At 74.8% G+C, this 16,424-nt stretch carries 13 protein-coding genes; 4 read left to right on the forward strand and 9 right to left on the reverse strand.

The genetic code is table 11. The features are described 5' to 3' along the window. Position 1 precedes the first annotated feature (1 nt). The 7 genes from OG994_RS17860 to ftsY all read right to left on the reverse strand — a co-directional run bounded on the left by OG994_RS17860 (position 2) and on the right by ftsY (position 8,261). Positions 2-823, reverse strand: a complete 822-nt coding sequence (locus tag OG994_RS17860) for an ABC transporter permease (RefSeq protein WP_328850385.1) — start codon at positions 821-823, stop codon at positions 2-4. Further along, complete coding sequence (locus OG994_RS17865) at positions 813-1,715, reverse strand: ABC transporter ATP-binding protein (RefSeq protein ID WP_120328505.1); 903 nt, start codon at positions 1,713-1,715, stop codon at positions 813-815. The genes OG994_RS17860 and OG994_RS17865 overlap by 11 nt, the downstream gene beginning before the upstream one ends. A 93-nt stretch (positions 1,716-1,808) precedes the next feature. After that, positions 1,809-4,205 (reverse strand): [protein-PII] uridylyltransferase, encoded by a 2,397-nt coding sequence (locus OG994_RS17870; protein WP_328850386.1) that lies wholly within the window; start codon positions 4,203-4,205, stop codon positions 1,809-1,811. Positions 4,206-4,213: 8 nt separating this feature from the next. Next, positions 4,214-4,552: a P-II family nitrogen regulator gene (locus tag OG994_RS17875; protein ID WP_174242592.1), complete on the reverse strand. Its 339-nt coding sequence runs from the start codon at positions 4,550-4,552 to the stop codon at positions 4,214-4,216. Positions 4,553-4,577: 25 nt separating this feature from the next. Beyond that, a complete protein-coding gene (locus OG994_RS17880) occupies positions 4,578-5,960 on the reverse strand; it encodes an ammonium transporter (RefSeq protein ID WP_328850387.1) in 1,383 nt (460 codons plus the stop codon). Positions 5,961-6,200: 240 nt separating this feature from the next. Further along, positions 6,201-7,040, reverse strand: coding sequence for a phosphotransferase (locus tag OG994_RS17885; RefSeq protein WP_240032932.1), 840 nt, complete (start codon positions 7,038-7,040; stop codon positions 6,201-6,203). A 30-nt stretch (positions 7,041-7,070) separates the two neighbouring features. Beyond that, on the reverse strand, positions 7,071-8,261 hold the full coding sequence (gene ftsY, locus OG994_RS17890; protein ID WP_120328510.1) for a signal recognition particle-docking protein FtsY: 1,191 nt from the start codon (positions 8,259-8,261) through the stop codon (positions 7,071-7,073). Between the two features lie 151 nt (positions 8,262-8,412). Between ftsY and OG994_RS17895 the strand changes: the two genes are divergently transcribed. From OG994_RS17895 to OG994_RS17910, 4 genes are all read left to right on the forward strand, one after another. Then, positions 8,413-10,125, forward strand: coding sequence for an alkaline phosphatase D family protein (locus tag OG994_RS17895; protein ID WP_328850388.1), 1,713 nt, complete (start codon positions 8,413-8,415; stop codon positions 10,123-10,125). Between the two features lie 24 nt (positions 10,126-10,149). After that, positions 10,150-10,587, forward strand: a complete 438-nt coding sequence (locus OG994_RS17900) for a MarR family winged helix-turn-helix transcriptional regulator (RefSeq protein WP_120328512.1) — start codon at positions 10,150-10,152, stop codon at positions 10,585-10,587. 291 nt (positions 10,588-10,878) lie between these two features. Next, positions 10,879-11,373, forward strand: a complete 495-nt coding sequence (locus tag OG994_RS17905) for a universal stress protein (RefSeq protein ID WP_120328513.1) — start codon at positions 10,879-10,881, stop codon at positions 11,371-11,373. Positions 11,374-11,492: 119 nt separating this feature from the next. Beyond that, entirely contained in the window at positions 11,493-12,014 is a 522-nt protein-coding gene (locus OG994_RS17910; RefSeq protein ID WP_120328514.1) for a DinB family protein, read from the forward strand. A gap of 28 nt (positions 12,015-12,042) precedes the next feature. On the opposite strand, the gene OG994_RS17915 is transcribed toward OG994_RS17910, so the two are convergent. Together OG994_RS17915 and smc are read right to left on the reverse strand one after the other, a co-directional pair. Further along, a complete protein-coding gene (locus OG994_RS17915; RefSeq protein WP_328850389.1) occupies positions 12,043-12,663 on the reverse strand; it encodes an HAD family hydrolase in 621 nt (206 codons plus the stop codon). Next, positions 12,660-16,256 (reverse strand): chromosome segregation protein SMC, encoded by a 3,597-nt coding sequence (gene smc, locus OG994_RS17920; protein WP_328850390.1) that lies wholly within the window; start codon positions 16,254-16,256, stop codon positions 12,660-12,662. The genes OG994_RS17915 and smc overlap by 4 nt, the downstream gene beginning before the upstream one ends. Between the last annotated feature and the right edge of the window lie 168 nt (positions 16,257-16,424).

The following is a 16,424-nucleotide window of genomic DNA, read 5'->3' on the forward strand; positions in this document are numbered from 1 at the left end:
GTCAGAGAATGTCACGTCGGCGCAGCAACGCCCCGCCCACCACGGCGAAGGCGACCAGGTACGCGGCCACCACGAGCGCCGCCTGCCCACCGCCGACTGTCGCCGCCACCCCCGGCGTGTCCGAGGCCGCGCCGAGCGCGGCGGCCAGCGAGCCCGCGTTCGGACCGGGCAGGCCCTTCTGGAGCTGCGCCACCCAGTCCAGCAGCGGGGCGGCGATGGCGGTGAGCAGGTTCTGCACGGCGAGCATCCACACCAGTCCCAGTCCGACGGGCAGGGCGGGGGCCCGCAGCGCGATGGCGAGCAGCGCGCCCAGGGTCGCCCACATGGACGCGATCAACCAGCCGGCGCCGATCCCCGCGGCCAGGTCCGACGCCGAGGGCCACGCCACGGGCTGGGACTCGGTGGCGGCGATCAGGACGCTCGCCGCGGCGCCCGCGCCGAAGACGGCGAGGACGACGACCAGCGCCGCCACGAGCAGCGCCAGCAGCTTCCCGGCGTACACCGCCAGCCGGGACGGCCCCTGCGCCAGCACGGTCTTCCAGGTGCCCCAGCCGTACTCGCCGCCGACGACGAGCACACCGAGGATCAGCACGATCGATCCGAGGAACACCGGGAAGCCGCCGAGCGAGTTGCCCACCAACTGGTCGGGCAGCAGCATCGGCAGCGCCCGGTCCGTGTTCGGGCCGGCCGTGCCGGCCGCGTACCCGGCGTACGGGAAGACGTACGTGAACAGGAGCGCGAGCACGAGCGCGACGCCCAGCAGCAGCCAGGACGCCGGCCGCCGCACCAACTTGACCAGCTCCGCGCGGAAGCTACCGGACATCGGTCGTCTCCTTCCCGATCAGATCGAAGAACACCTGCTCCAGGTCGCGTTCCCGGGGCCGCAGCTCCCGGACCGCCACCCCGGCCCGGACGAGTTCCGTGTTCAGCCAGGCCGCCCGGTCCGGGTCGACGGCGAGCTCCAGCGCCCCGTCCGCCACCCGCACGCGCTCCGCGCCGACGAGGGCCCGGGCGTGCTCGGCCGCGTCGTCCAGCGGCTCGGCGAGCATCCGCAGGCCGGCCGCGCCGCGCAGCTCCGCGACGCTGCCCTCGGCGATGAGCCGGCCCTGGGACACCACGCCGACCCGGTCGCAGACCTGCTCCACCTCGCCGAGCAGGTGGCTGGAGAGGAGCACGGTGCAGCCGGCGGCGCCGAGCCGGCGGATCAGCCGCCGCATGTCGGCGGTGCCGGCGGGGTCCAGCCCGTTGGTGGGTTCGTCGAGGATGAGCAGGCGGGGGTCCTTGAGCAGGGCGGCGGCCACGCCGAGCCGCTGCTTCATGCCGAGCGAGTAGCCGGCGTACCGGTCGCCGGCCCGGTCGGCGAGGTCGACCAGGTCGAGCACGAGCGGCACCCGCTCGGCGGGGGTGCCGGCGTAGCGCGCCAGCACCCGCAGGTTCTCCCGTCCCGACAGGTACGGGTAGAAGGCCGGTCCCTCGATCAGCGCGCCGACTCCGGCGAGCCGGCCGGCGGCCGGCGGCCGGCCGAACAGCCGGACGGTGCCGGCGGTGGGGCGGACGAGGCCGAGCAGCATCCGCAGCGTGGTGGTCTTACCGGCCCCGTTGGGGCCGAGGAAGCCGTAGACCTCGCCGGCCCGCACGCTGAGGTCCAGGTCCCGCACGGCGGCCCGTCCGCCGTACCGTTTCGTGAGTCCTTCGGTCTGCACTGGCAGGTTCATGCGTCGAGCGTGCCGCCGGGACCGGCCGTGGGCGTCGCCCCGGAAGCGGCATCCGGCCTACGTCCCCGGACGTAGGCGCGCCGGCCGCCGTCGTCACACCGCGGCGAGCACCGCCTGCTCCAGCCGGGCCCGGGTGGCGTCGTCCGGCCATCCGCCGACCAGGTAGAAGGCGTCCACCACGTCCCCGCCCAGCGTGGCGATGCGCGCGGCGCGGACCTGGGCGCCCACCTCGTCGAGGGCACAGGTCACCCGGTAGAGCAGCCCCGCGGCGTCGGCGGCGCGCAGTTCCAGCAGGACCGCGTCGGTGGCCGCCTCCCGGTGCCACACGACGCGCGGGGCGGCGGCCGCGCCACGGGCCGCGAGGGCCCGCCCGCGCAGACGCTGGGTGACCGAGACGTCGCCGCCGACCGCCCGGCGCAGGTCGCCGCTGACCGCGACCGGGTCGGGCGGCAGGCCGTAGCGGGGCTGCACCCGGCACTCGACCAGGGCCCGCCCGTCGACCACGGAGGCGTCCGCGGCGACCACGTCGAGGCGGTGCAGGGCCAGGCAGCCGGCCACCGTGGCGAGCAGGCCCCGCCGGTCGGCGGCGGCGACGGCCACCCGGTCGCCGGTCACCTGGATCACCGGCAGCGGCTCGGTGAGCAGCGCCGGGTCCGGCGCGGGTGGCGCCGGCAGCGCCCCGGTGTCGAGCGCGGTACGGACGCGGGCCACCAGCTCGGCGACGAGCCGCCCCTTCCAGTCCGACCAGGCGCCGGGCCCGGTGGCGGCGGCGTCGGCCCGGACGAGGGCGTGCAGCAGGTCGAGGGTGGCCGGATCGCCGACCGCCTCGGCCACCCCGGCGATGGTGACCGGATCGGCGAGGTCCCGCCGGGTTGCCACCTCGGGCAGGAGCAGGTGCAGGCGTACGAGGGTGCCGATCAGGGCCACCTCCGGCGGGGGCAGCCCGATCCGGGCCGCCACCGCCTCGGCGATCGGTACGCCGGCCGCGCTGTGGTCACCGGCGAGGCCCTTGCCGACGTCGTGCAGCAGCGCGCCGAGCAGGAGCAGGTCGGGTCGCTCGACGTCACGGGCGTGCCGGCTCGCCTCGTACGCGGTCTGCACGAGGTGCCGGTCGACGGTGAACCGGTGCACCGGGTTGTGCTGGGGCAGGCTGCGCAGCCGGGTCCACTCGGGCAGCCAGGCGTCGACCAGCCCGTACCGGTCGCAGGTCTCCCAGGCGGCGAGCAGGCCGGGGCCGGCGCCGAGCAGCGTGAAGAGCGCCGCCCGGGCCTCGGCGGGCCAGGGCGTGGGCGGCGGCGGGCAGTACGCGGCCAGCCACTCGCAGGTGGCGCGGGCGATCGGCAGCCCGGTGGTGGCCGCCGCGGCGGCGACCCGCAGCGACAGGCTCGGGTCCGGCCGCGCGCCGATCGCGGTGCGGGCCAGCACCAGCTCGCCGTCGTGCGCGACGACGTCCCGGGCCACCGGCCGGCGTACGGGGCGGGCGGCGCCGACCCGGGTGCGTCCGCCCCGCAGCCGCTCGGCGGCGCGGAAGGCGTCGTCGAGGGCGTGGCGGATCGTCCGGGCGTCACCGGCCACCCGGCGCAGCAGCACGTCGCCGTCGTGGAGGGCCGGTTCAGCGCTGTCGCCGCGCTGCGGCTGCCGCAGCCCGAGCCGCGCGGCCACGCCGTCGCGTTCCTGGGCGACGAGGCGGTCGACCCGCCGGCCGACCTGTTCGTGCAGGGCGTCGCGGACGTCGAGCAGCCGCAGGTGCGCGGCGTGGACCGCGGGGCGCAGCGCGTCGGTGACGCCGGCGGACGCGATGGCCCGCAGGACGCCGACGTCGCGCAGCCCGCCGGCGGCCTCCTTGACGTCTCCCTCCAGGAGGAAGGCCAGCTCGCCGTGGGCGCGCCAGCGTGCGGCGGTGATCTCGCGCAGGCGCGGCAGCCGGCGTACGGCGGTGCGCCGCCAGTGGTCGGCGGCGGTGCGGACGAGGGAGTCGGCGAGGGCCGCGTCACCGGCGACCATGCGCGCGTCGAGCAGCCCGAGGGCCACCTTGTCGTCGTCCTGGGCCACCGACAGCGCCTCGGCGACGGTACGCACGGAGTGGTCCAGCCGCAGCCCGGCGTCCCAGACGGGGTACCAGATCGAGGCGGCCAGGTCGTCGATTCCGGGCACCCCGGCGTGCAGCAGCACGAGGTCGAGGTCGCCGTACGGGGCGCACTGCCGCCGGCCCAGCCCGCCCACGGCGACCAGCGCCACCCCGGGACGGCGGGGCAGGAGCCCGGCGAGGAACGCGTCGTACGCGGCGGCCCGCCGGTGCCGCGCCGGTTCGCCGACGCCGGTCGGGACCACGACGCCCGGAGAGGGGCCGGCGACCCCGCCGGACGGGTCGGCCGCCGCGCCGGACAGGACCGCCCCGCCGGACCCGGACGCGGCGACCCCGCCGGGCGGGCGGTCCGTGCCGGTGGGAACGGGGGTTCCCGGCACGGCGCGCCCGGCCGACGGGGTCATGGCGCCTCCTACAGCGCGTCGAGGCCGCGCTCGCCGGTGCGGACCCGGACGACCTCGTCGACGCTCGTCACCCACACCTTCCCGTCACCGATCTTGCCGGTGCGGGCGGCACCGACGATCGCGTCCACGATCTTCTCCACGTCGATCTCGTCGGTGAGCACCTCGACGCGGATCTTCGGCAGGAACTCGACCGTGTACTCGGCACCCCGGTAGACCTCGGTGTGCCCCTTCTGCCGCCCGTACCCCTGGACCTCGCTGACGGTCAGGCCGGCCACGCCGAGGGCGTGCAGGGCCTCCTTCACCGCGTCCAGCTGGTAGGGCTTGATGACCGCGGTCACCAGCTTCATGTCCAACCCCTCCATCGGAGAAACGTTAACCGGCTACCTTCTCGCTGACCGGCGCGGCGGGCTCGCCGTCGCCGGTGGCGCCGGTGGTGCCGGTGGCGCCACCGGCCGCGGGCGCCCCGATGCCGGCCAGCGCGAACGCGCCGCCGCTGCCGCCCGCCGGGGAGAGGTCGTACGCGCTCTCCGCGTGCTCGGCGATGTCGATGCCGTCGGCCTCGGCCTCGGCGCTCACCCGGAACCCGATCGTCTTCTCGATGAGGAAGGCCAGCCCGTACGCGATCGCGAAGGAGACGACCGAGACGATCAGGGCACTGAGCGCCTGCACGCCGAGCTGGGTCGCCCCGCCGCCGTAGAACAGGCCCTCGCGGGCGACGAGGGAGCTGACGGTGCTGGTGCCGAAGAGCCCGATCCAGAGGCAGCCGATCCAGCCGCCGACGAAGTGCACGCCGACCACGTCGAGCGAGTCGTCGAAGCCGAGCCGGTACTTCAGGCCGACGGCGACCGCGCACACGGCGCCGGCCACCAGGCCGAGCAGGACGGCGGCCCAGGGGGCGACGAACGCGCAGGCCGGGGTGATCGCGACCAGGCCGGCGATCGCGCCGGAGGACGCGCCGACCAGGGTGGGCCGGCCGTTGCGCAGCCACTCGACGACGATCCAGCCGAGCACCGCCGCGCCGGTGGCGACCTGGGTGTTGAGGAACGCGATGGCGGTGGTCGAGTCGGCGGTCAGCTCCGATCCGGCGTTGAAGCCGAACCAGCCGAACCACAGCAGGCCGGCGCCGAGCGCCACCATCGGCACGTTGTGCGGCTTCATGCCCTCCCGGGGCCAGCCGGCCCGCCGGCCGAGCACCAGGGCGAGGGCGAGCGCCGCGGCGCCGGCGTTGATGTGCACGGCGGTGCCGCCGGCGAAGTCGAGCGCGCCCAGGGTGGCGCCGATGAAGCCGCCGCCCCAGACCATGTGCGCGACCGGGAAGTAGACGAGCGTCGCCCAGCCGAAGGCGAACAGCAGCCAGCCGGAGAACTTCGCCCGGTCGGAGACGGCGCCGCTGATCAGCGCGACCGTGATGATCGCGAACATCATCTGGAAGGCCATGAAGACGTAGAGCGGGATGCCGGTCTCGCCCCACAGGTCCGTCTCGGCCATGAACGTCTTGGTGCCGAGGTACTGGCCCAGGTCGCCCCAGACGCCGTTCTGGTCGTCACCGAAGGCGACGGAGAAGCCGTAGAACAACCACAGGATGGAGATGAGGCCCATCGACGAGAAGCTCATCATCATCATGTTGAGGACGCCCTTGGACCGGTTCAGCCCGCCGTAGAACAGCGCCAGACCGGGCGTCATGAGCAGCACGATCGCGCTCGAGATCAGCAGCCACGCGGTGTTGCCGGTGTCGATCGTCGGTGCTTCAGGCACGCTGGCCTCCTATAGGTGAAGTTCCCTCCTTTGCGGCTTCCGGGGCAGCGTCGCCCGTACGCCGGCAGCGGAAGCCTTGTCGCCGGCTGTTTCACCCAGGGACCCCGGCCGGTTTCCGTTCCGTGACGGGTTGTTTCGTACGTGTGAAGGACGACACGCGCCCGGCGGGATGGACGGCGGCGGATCCGCCGGACGGCGAACGTCGATGGACGACCGTCCGGCGCGATCCGTCGTCGCGGCTCAGCGGAGCGCGTACTCGAGGGCGTGGCGCTCGTAGTCGAGCAGCCGCAGGTCGCGCATCGGCCGGCGGAGGTGCCCCTTGTGCACGATCCGGACGAACGCGGGATCACCGGCCGCGGCCATCCGGCGGATGCCCTCCACGTGGTCCACGATCCGCTTGCGGATGGTCCGGATCAGCCGGTGCCGGTCCCGCGGGATGAGCCCGTACGCGTCGGCGAAGAGACGCAGCCGGCGCGGCCGGTCCGGGTGCTTCCAGCCGAGGGTGATCGAGTCCCGGTCGGAGAAGATCGGCACCCAGGTCCACGCCGCGTACGCCACGTCGTAGATCCGGGCCCCCGGCGAGGCGAGGTCGAAGTCGATCAGCCCGAGGGTGCCGTCCGGCCGCCAGATGACGTTGTGGGGCGCCGCGTCGTGGTGGCAGATCACCTCGGTGTCCGGCGGGGGCGGCCCGAACGAGCGCCACACGGCGTTCGGCGGCGGCACGAAGCCGTACTGGGCGTCGTGGAACATCCGCAGCATGGTGGCGACGGTCACCAGCGCCTCGTCGGTCACCCAGTGCGGGGCGAGCGGGTACTCCCCGCACTCCCCCTCCAGGTACGACAGGACCTCCCGGTTGCGCTCGTCCATGCCGAGCGCGCGCGGCGCGCCGGTGAACCCGACGTACTCCAGGTGACGCAGCAGGGCGTGCACGGAGGGGGTCCACGGCCCGGCGTTGCGCCGCACCGTGTCGCCGACCCGGACGACGGTGCTCACGTTCCCGCCGTGCAGCGGGATCTCCTGTGACGTCACGTACGGTCTCCCCAGGCGCTGCGACGGGTGGCTCGGGTCGCGCCACCCCACGTACGCGCGATCGTCAGTGCTCACCCGAGCCTACGCGTCCCGTGCCGCGGCTTCGGTGCCGAGCAGCGCGTCGACGAACTGGGCCGGGTCGAACGGCGCCAGGTCGTCCGCCCCCTCGCCCAGGCCCACGAGCTTCACCGGGATGCCGAGCTTGCGCTGCACGGCGATGACGATGCCACCCTTGGCGGTGCCGTCGAGCTTGGTGAGCACGACGCCGGTCACGTTGACCACCTCGGTGAAGACCCGCGCCTGCTCGAGGCCGTTCTGGCCGGTGGTGGCGTCGAGGATCAGGATCGTCTCGTCGATCGGGCCGTGCTTCTCCACCACCCGCTTGACCTTGCCGAGCTCGTCCATGAGGCCGACCTTGTTCTGGAGACGACCCGCCGTGTCGATGAGCACCGTGTCCACGCCGGTGTCGATACCCCGCCGGACCGCGTCGAACGCCACGCTGGCCGGGTCGGCGCCCTCGGGCCCGCGGACCGTCTCGGCGCCCACCCGGCCGCCCCAGGTCTCCAGCTGGTCCGCGGCGGCGGCGCGGAACGTGTCGGCCGCGCCGAGCAGCACGCTGCGCCCGTCGGCGACCAGCACCCGGGCGATCTTGCCGCAGGTGGTGGTCTTGCCGGCGCCGTTGACGCCGACCACGAGCACCACGGCCGGCACCCCCTCCTTCGGCGCGGTCCTCAGGGAGCGGTCCAGCGTCGGGTCGAGCGCGTTGACCAGCTCGGCGGCGAGCAGCGCCCGCAGCTCCGCGGCGGTGCGGGTGCCGAGCACACGGGTGCGCTCGCGCAGCCGGTCGACGATCTCGCGGGTGGCGTCCACGCCGACGTCCGCGGTGATGAGGCTGTCCTCGATCTCCTCCCAGGTGTCCTCGTCGAGGCGGTCGCGGCTGAGCAGGCCGAGCAGCCCCTTGCCGAAGACGTTCTGGGAGCGGGACAGCCGGCCACGCAGCCGGACGAGGCGGCCGGCGGTCGGCTCCGGCACCTCCAGCACCGGTGCCGGCGCCTCCACGACGGGCGGCGGTTCGACGAGCACTCCGGTCGAGAGGTCGGCTTCGGGCGCCTCGACGGGCGGGCCGGCCAGATCCTCCTCCGCCCGTGTCTCGACCTCCGTCGTCGGCAGCGGTGGCTCCGGGCGGCGGCGCAGGCGCGGCACGACCAGCCCGAGCGTGCCGAGGATCAGCACACCGAGCAGGACGAGTGCGATGAGGAGGTAGTCCATCATGCCGAAATCCTGTCAGATGCGGCCGGCGGCGTCCCAGCCACCGCACCCGGCAACCCCTCCGAAGCGGCGGTAGCCTAGATCACAGCCAGCAGGGGTGCGACCGCCGGCCGGGTAGTAAGGATGAAGCCCGCTCACGATCCGGAGGTCCGTCATGCCCGCCGCAGACCTGCTCATCGGCCCGCTGCTGCGCCGGGTGGCGGGCACGCGGGCCACCGTCTGGGTCGAGACCGCGGCGCCCGCCGTGGTCACCGTCCGCACGGCCGACGGCGCCTCGGGCAGCGCGCCGACCTTCACGGCGTACGACCACCACTACGCGCTGGTGGTGGTGGACGGGTTGACCCCGGACAGCGCCACGACGTACGAGGTGCTGGTCGACGACGAGGTCGTGTGGCCGGTGCCCGACTCCGGGTTCCCGCCCAGCGTGATCCGTACCCGGGCCGCCGACGACCGGGACCAGCCGGTCCGGCTGCTCTTCGGCTCCTGCCGGGAGACCACCCAGCACGCCACCGCCCGCCGGCTGCCCCCGGACGCGCTGGACGCGTACGCCCGGCGCCTGATGGCCGACTTCGCGCCGGCCGCGCTGCCCGACCTGCTGGTGCTCCTCGGCGACCAGGTCTACGCGGACGTCACCTCGCCCACGGTGCGCCGGCTGCTGCGCCGGCGGCGGCGCCGGCCCCGGGGCGCCCCGGCCGACCAGGTGGTGAGCTTCGACGAGTACACGAAGCTCTACCTGGAGTCGTGGCGCGACCCGGAGATCCGCTGGCTGCTCTCCACCGTGCCGAGCGTGATGATCTTCGACGACCACGAGATCATCGACGACTGGAACACCTCCGCCGCCTGGCGGGCCGACGCGCGGCGGCAGCCGTGGTGGGCCGAACGGATCGGCAGCGGCCTCGCGTCGTACTGGGTCTACCAGCACCTGGGCAACCTCGCACCGGACGAGGTCGCCGCCGACCCGGTGTTCGCCAAGGTGACGGCCGCCGAGGACGCCACCGGGGTGCTGCGGGAGTTCGGGCAGCGGGTCGACAAGGAGTCGGACCTCGCGCACGACACCGAGCGGTGGCGTGCCGTGCAGTACCAGTGGAGCTACGCGCTGGACCTGGGCCGGACCCGGCTGGTCATGCTCGACAACCGGTGCAGCCGCGTCCTCGACCCCGGCAACCGGGCGATGCTGCCGCCGGGCGAGTGGTCCTGGTTCCTCGACCAGGTGCACGGCGTGTACGACCACCTCGTGGTCGGCGCGTCCCTGCCGTGGCTGTTGCCGCCGGGCATCCACCACGTCGAGTCGTGGAACGAGCGGCTGGCCGACTCCCGGCGGCCCTGGGTCGCCCGGGTGTCGGAGAAGCTGCGCCGCGCGCTCGACCTGGAGCACTGGGCGGCGTTCCGGCGGTCGTTCGAGGCGCTGGCCGCCACGTTCGCCCGGATCGCCAGCGGCACGCCGGGCCGGGTGGGCGATCCGGTGGGCGCCGGGCCCGCGTACGCCCCGCCGGCGTCGATCAGCGTGCTCTCCGGCGACGTGCACCACTCGTACGTGGCCCGCGCCCGGTTCGACGACCCGGCCGTGACGACGCCGGTCCACCAGCTCACCTGCTCGCCGATCCACAACCAGGTGCCGGCGGGGCTGCGGCCGCTCATGCGGCTCGGCTGGTCGCCCGGTCCGGCGGCGGCGACCGCCGCGCTGGCCCGCTCGGCCGGCGTACGCCGGGCCGGGGTGCGCTGGCGCAAGCTGGCCGGCCCGTACTTCGGGAACGCGGTGGCCACGCTCGTGCACTCCGGGCGCAGCGCCGAGGTGACCATCGAGGGCACCACGGCGGACGGGCACCTGCGCCCGGTGATGCGCCAGCGGCTCACCGGGGCGGTGTGAGAGCGGCACCGTACCCTCTACGGGGTGGACGAGCACGCGGAGACCCTGCGGGCGGTCGAGCACGAGCTGACCGCCCTGCTGCGGCGCGGCCGCGCGGTCTCCTGGGAGGTCGCCCGTGAGGTGCACCCGAACCTCGAACCGAACGCGTACGGCCTGCTGCTCTGGCTGCGGCGCTCCGACCGGATCCGGCTCACCGACCTGGCGGCGCGGCTCGGCATCGGCAAGGGGACGCTGAGCCGGCAGATCCGCGCGCTGGAGACGCTGGGCCTGGTCAGCCGCACCCCGGACCCGAGCGACCGGCGTGCCTCCCAGCTCAGCCTCACCGAGGAGGGCCAGCGGCGTTTCGACGCCGCGCGGGCCGCGCGGCTGGAACACATCCGGCGGGTCCTGGAGACGTGGCCCGCGGCGGACGTGGCGGAGTTCGCGCGCCTGCTGGGGCGGTTCAACGACGCGTGGCCGTGACGTGCTCCACGCCCGGTGAGCCCGCGTGCCTGGGAATGGTCCGGACATCCGGACGGTTGTTGCTTCGGGCAACCAAATGGCAGGGTGGGACATGGCCACCGTGATGTTGTCGACGCGCCGGCACAACGACGGCTCGCCCGGCGTTGGCACCGGATGGGAGCAGGCGTTGCGGCCCGCACCATATCGATGGACGATCACATCCGAGGGAGGGGTCGTGGGCCAGCGCAGTGAGCGGATCATCAGGAACCGCGCGGCCCGACCCCGTGACGGCGCCCACCGGAGGGAGGCGGCATGAGCGTCGGAGCCCCCGACCGCGAGGAGTACGGCCCGCAGGCCCGACCGCTGCCGTTCGAACGCGGCACGGACGGCCCCCGGGTGGTGCTGGTCGGCGTGGACGGCACCCGCACCTCCGAGCGGGCCGGCTGGTACGCCGCCGGGCTCGCCCGCCGGCAGGGCGCCGCGCTCGTGGTCGTCTTCGTGAGCGCGCCGACCGGTTTCGCCGCCATGATGCCCGGCGTGGACGCGGGCGCCGTGCAGCAGGCGCAGGACGAGCTCGCCGCGGAGATCCGCCGCGACATCCGGCGCGGGGCCAAGGAGCTGGGCCTGCCGATCACGTTCGTCTGCCGGCGTGGTGACCCGTACGTCGAGCTGCGCGACGCGGCCGACGAGTTCCAGGCGGACATGGTGGTGGTCGGCGCGTCCGAGCAGGCGGGGCACCGCCTCGTCGGGTCGGTGGCCACCCGGCTGGTCCGCACCGGCCGCTGGCCGGTCGTCGTGGTGCCCTGAGCGGGCGCGGAACCGTCGCGGCGCCCTGACGGGCACGAAACGGACGGGCGGCGTCGACCGTCGCGCCGTGCCGACAAACCCGTCGCGTTTCGTCAGGGGTGCGGGCGAGGATGGCCGGCATGACGTGGACGGCACCGGCGATCACCCGGACCCCTGAGATCAGCGTCGGCGACGAGCGCCCGATGCTCGAGAGCTGGCTCGACTACCACCGGCAGACCCTGCTGCTCAAGTGCGCGGGCCTGACCGCCGACCAGTTGCGTACGCCCAGCGTCGAGCCCTCCGGGCTGACGCTGCTCGGCCTCGTCCGGCACCTGGCCGAGGTGGAGGCCTGGTGGTTCCGGGAGAACTTCGCGGGACAGCGGGTGGACTACCCCTACTACACGCCCGAGCACCCGGACGCCGACCACGACGTCAGCACGGCGGACGCCGAGGCGGACTTCGCCACCTACCACCGCGAGGTGGAGCTGGCGCGGGCCGCGGTGGCCGGCCGGTCGCTCGACGAGACCTTCACCGAGGTGGGCCCGAAGCGCCGCACGTTCAACCTGCGCTGGGTCTACCTGCACATGATCGAGGAGTACGCGCGGCACAACGGCCACGCCGACCTGATCCGCGAACGCATCGACGGCGTCACCGGCGAATGACCGCCGGTGGGCGAGGTGGCCGCCCGGGTCAGTACGCCAGCGCCGCCCGCAGGTAGCGCAGGTCGGCCGCGCCGGTCCAGCGGTGCGCCGAGAGGCCGGCGGCCCGCGCGCCGCGTACCGACCAGTCCTCGTCGTCCACGAACAGCACCCGGTCCGGCGGCGTGGCCACCGCCTGGCACGCGGCCCGGAAGTACTCCTTGGCCGGCTTGTTCACGCCGAGCCGGTACGAGTTGACCACCGCGTCGAACTCGCCGGCGAGGCCGAACGCGGCGAGGTCGTCGTCGAGCAGGTCGGTGGCGTTCGTGGCGAGACCGACGCGGATGCCACCGGCCCGGGCCTCGCGGACGAAGCCGAGCACGTCGGCGTCCACCTCGCCCCGGTACCGCTGCCACTCGTCCACCGCCGCCCGGGCGCGCTCCGCGCCGCCCGCCGGCTCGGTCAGCGCCTCGGCCACACCGGCCATCCAGTCGGCGTGGCTGACCTGCCCGGTGAGCGCCGGCTGTAGGCGTCCCCACTGCATCGCCGTCTCCAGCAGCGCACCCTCGGCGAGGCCGTAGCGCCGCTCCACCCCCGCCACGACCTCCGGGTCCCAGCGCCGCAGGACGCCGTCGAAGTCCACGAGGAGCGCCGTCGCGCGTTCCCGACTCACCCGTCCTTCTCCTGCCCGTCGTCGGCCCGGTTGAGCCGCTGGCTGATCACCTGGGTCACGCCACCGCGCATGGTCACCCCGTAGAGCGCGTCGGCGATCTCCATGGTCCGCTTCTGGTGCGTGATGACGATCAGCTGGCTCTTCTCCCGCAGCTGGGCCAGGAGCGTGATCAGCCGACCGAGGTTCACGTCGTCGAGGGCCGCCTCCACCTCGTCCATGATGTAGAACGGGCTGGGCCGGGCGCGGAAGATCGCCACGAGCATGGCCACCGCCGTCAGCGACCGCTCGCCGCCGGACAGCAGCGACAACCGCTTGATCTTCTTGCCCGGCGGCCGGGCCTCCACCTCGACGCCGGTGGTCAGCAGGTCGTCCGGGTCGGTGAGCACGAGCCGCCCCTCGCCGCCGGGGAAGAGCACCTCGAAGACCTGCTCGAACTCCCGCGCCGTGTCCGCGAACGCGCTCGCAAAGACCTCGAGGATCCGGTCGTCGACGTCCTTGACCACGGTGAGCAGGTCCCGCCGGGTCGCCTTGAGGTCCTCCAGCTGCTCCGAGAGGAACTTGTAGCGCTCCTCCAGCGCGGCGAACTCCTCCAGCGCCAGCGGGTTCACCTTGCCGAGCAGGGCCAGCTCGCGCTCCGCCTTCGCGGCCCGCTTCTCCTGCACGGGGCGCTCGTAGCGCACCGGTTCGGGCACCGGCAGGCCGTCCCGCTCGGCTGCGGCGATGTCGGCCTGGGTGGGCGGCACGGGCTGGTCCGGCCCGTACTCGGCGACCAGGGTCTCCACGTCCAGGCCGAAGTCCTCGGCCGCCTTCGCCTCCAGCTGTTCGATGCGCAGCCGCTGCTCGGCGCGGGCCACCTCGTCCCGGTGCACCTGGCTGGTCAGCCGCTCCAGCTCCGCGCCGAGCCGCTTGGCCGCACCGCGTACCTCCTGGAGTTCGGCCTCCCGGGCGGCGCGTTCGCGCGCCACCGCGTCACGCTGCTCCTCGGCCGTGGCGATCGAGACGGTCAGCCGGGTGAGGGCCTCCCGGGCCCCGCCGGCCACGGCCCGCGCGATCGCGGCGCCGCGCGTGCGCGCTGCCCGCCGGGCGGCGGCCCGCTCCCGCGCGGCCCGCTCCGCGGCGGCCTGCCGGCGCAGCGAGTCGGCCCGGCCGGCGATCGACGCGACCCGCTCCTCGGCGGTACGCACCGCGAGCCGGACCTCCATCTCGTTCTGCCGCGCCTGCGGCACCATCGCGGCGAGCTGGTCCCGCTCCTCGGTGGAGGGCTCGGCGTCGACCGGGGTCTCCTCGGCCAGCCGCAGCCGCTCCTCCAGCTCGGCCAGGGCCAGCAGGTCCCGTTCCCGGGCGGCCTCGGCGCGGGCCCGGGACTCGCCGAGCCGCTCGCACTCGGCCTTCGCCGAACGCGCCGCCGCGCCCAGCTCGGCGAGGCGCCGGGCGGCCGCGTTGCGGTGGCTCTCGGCCTCCCGCTTGGCGGCCGCGGCGTGCTGCACCGCCTCCTTCGCGGTGGCCACCTCGGCGCGCGCGTCCACCAGTTGCTCGCGCAGCTCCGCCGCGGTCTGCTCGGCGGCGATGCGGTTCGCCCGCGCCTCCTCGACGGCCGCCTGCACCTCGATGAAGCTGGGTGCCTTGGCCGACCCGCCGGCCGCCGCGTACGCCCCGACCACGTCGCCGTCGGGCGTCACGGCGCGCAGCTCGGGGTTGCCGGCGACCAGCTCGGCCGCCGCCGCGAGGTCGTCGACGAGCACGACGTCCCGCAGCGCCCGGTAGACCGCCGGCCGCAGTTGCTCGGCGCACTCCACGAGGTCCGGTGCCCAGCGCGCGCCGTCGGGCAGCTTCGGGCGCAGCGCGTCCGCCGGGCCCTCCATGCCCGGGCCGGCGGGGCTACCGATGAGGAGCCCGGCCCGGCCCGCGTCGGAGATCTTCAGCAGGCGCATCGCCTCGACGGCCTCGTCCACCCCGGTCACGGCCACGGCGTCGGCCAGGCCGCCCAGCGCGGCGGCGAGGGCCGCCTCGTGCCCGGGTGCCACGGTGAGCAGGCCCGCGAGGCTGCCGAGCAGGCCCGGCACCTCGTTCGCCTTGGCGAGCAGGGCTCCCGCGCCGTCCTTGCGGCGCAGGCCGAGGGCGAGCGCCTCCTCGCGTGCCTTCCAGGTGGCCGCGTCCTTCTCGGCGGCGCGCTCGGCGTCGGCCAGCGTACGGACGGCCGCCTGGGCCCGCTCGTGCACCGCGACCGCCTCGGCGTGCCGTTCGTCCAGCTCGGCGTTGTCCCGGTCCGCCTCGGTCGACTGGGCCGCCACGGCGTCCAGGTCGGCCTGCGCCTTCTCGGCCCGGGCCAGGGCGTCGGCGTGCGCGGCGGCGAGCCGCTCGATCTCCTCGCCGGCACTCGTGGTACGCGCACGCGCCGAGTTGACCTGGCCGGTCAGGCGGGCCAGCCCCTCGCGCCGGTCGGCGATCGCCTTGGCGGCGGCCACCAGTTCCCGCTCCGCGGCGGCGAGCTGCCGCTCCAGCTCCTGCCGGTGCTCGACGGCCTCGGCCAGCCGGATCTGGTCGTCGGTGAGCGCCGCCCGCAGCTCCTCCTCCTGCTCGCGGACCCGCTCCGCCTCGGCCTCCAGCTGGTCCGGGTCGCGGCCGGGCCGCTCGTCGTCCGGCGTCGCGCTGAGGTGGCGCAGCCGCTCCCGGGCGAGCTGCTCGATCGAGCGGAACCGCTCCTGCAGGGCGGACAGCTTGTACCAGGTGTCCTGTGCCGCGGCGAGCAGCGGGGCGTCCTCGGCGAGGGCCGCCTCCAGCTCGGCGAGGCGCCGCTGCACCTCGGCGTGCTCGGCCTCGACCTGCTCGCGCCGCTGCCGTACCGCCGTCTCGTCGGCGATTTCCTTGTCGAGGGTGGCGCGCAGCGTGGCCAGGTCGTCGGCGAGCAGCCGCAGCCGGGCGTCCCGCAGGTTGGCCTGGATGGCGGCGGCCCGGCGGGCCACCTCGGCCTGGCGTCCCAGCGGCTTGAGCTGGCGGCGCAGCTCGGTGGTGAGGTCCGTGAGCCGGTTGAGGTTGGTCTGCATCGCGTCGAGCTTGCGCAGCGCCTTTTCCTTGCGCTTGCGGTGCTTGAGGACGCCCGCCGCCTCCTCGATGAACGCCCGCCGGTCCTCCGGCTTGGCGTGCAGCATGCCGTCGAGACGGCCCTGCCCCACGATGATGTGCATCTCCCGGCCGATGCCGGAGTCGGACAGGAGTTCCTGGATGTCGAGCAGCCGGCACGAGTTGCCGTTGATCTCGTACTCGCTCTCGCCGGACCGGAACATCCGGCGGGTGATCGACACCTCGGTGTACTCGATGGGCAGCGCGCCGTCGGTGTTGTCGATCGTCAGGGTGACCTCGGCGCGGCCCAGCGGCGCCCGGCCGGCCGTGCCGGCGAAGATGACGTCCTCCATCTTGCCGCCGCGCAGCGCCTTGGCGCCCTGCTCGCCCAGCACCCAGGCGATGGCGTCGACGACGTTGGACTTGCCGGAGCCGTTCGGGCCGACCACACAGGTGATCCCCGGCTCCAGCTTGAGCGTCGTCGCGGAGGCGAAGGACTTGAATCCCTTCACCGTCAGGCTCTTGAGATGCACCTTCTCGATCCTCGTCCGGTGGCCGCCGTACCGTCGCCGGCTGCGCGGACCTGGGTGAACCCGCAGACTAACCCGCCGCCCCCGGTACACCGGCACGCGACCCGCCCCGCCCTGCCGGTGTGGCGGCACCGGCCGGGCGCCGGAATCGCCCGGTGGCCCTCGCCACAT

Origin of the sequence: Micromonospora globbae (assembly GCF_036184225.1) — a bacterium.
Lineage (GTDB): Bacteria > Actinomycetota > Actinomycetes > Mycobacteriales > Micromonosporaceae > Micromonospora > Micromonospora globbae.

Coding starts and splice junctions, on each gene's coding strand:
- OG994_RS17870 (WP_328850386.1), bottom strand. CDS start 4,205: ATGACCCCGTCGGCCGGGCGCGCCGTGCCGGGAACCCCCGTTCCCACC.
- OG994_RS17875 (WP_174242592.1), bottom strand. CDS start 4,552: ATGAAGCTGGTGACCGCGGTCATCAAGCCCTACCAGCTGGACGCGGTG.
- OG994_RS17865 (WP_120328505.1), bottom strand. CDS start 1,715: ATGAACCTGCCAGTGCAGACCGAAGGACTCACGAAACGGTACGGCGGA.
- ftsY (WP_120328510.1), bottom strand. CDS start 8,261: ATGATGGACTACCTCCTCATCGCACTCGTCCTGCTCGGTGTGCTGATC.
- OG994_RS17860 (WP_328850385.1), bottom strand. CDS start 823: ATGTCCGGTAGCTTCCGCGCGGAGCTGGTCAAGTTGGTGCGGCGGCCG.
- OG994_RS17905 (WP_120328513.1), top strand. CDS start 10,879: ATGAGCGTCGGAGCCCCCGACCGCGAGGAGTACGGCCCGCAGGCCCGA.
- OG994_RS17910 (WP_120328514.1), top strand. CDS start 11,493: ATGACGTGGACGGCACCGGCGATCACCCGGACCCCTGAGATCAGCGTC.
- OG994_RS17895 (WP_328850388.1), top strand. CDS start 8,413: ATGCCCGCCGCAGACCTGCTCATCGGCCCGCTGCTGCGCCGGGTGGCG.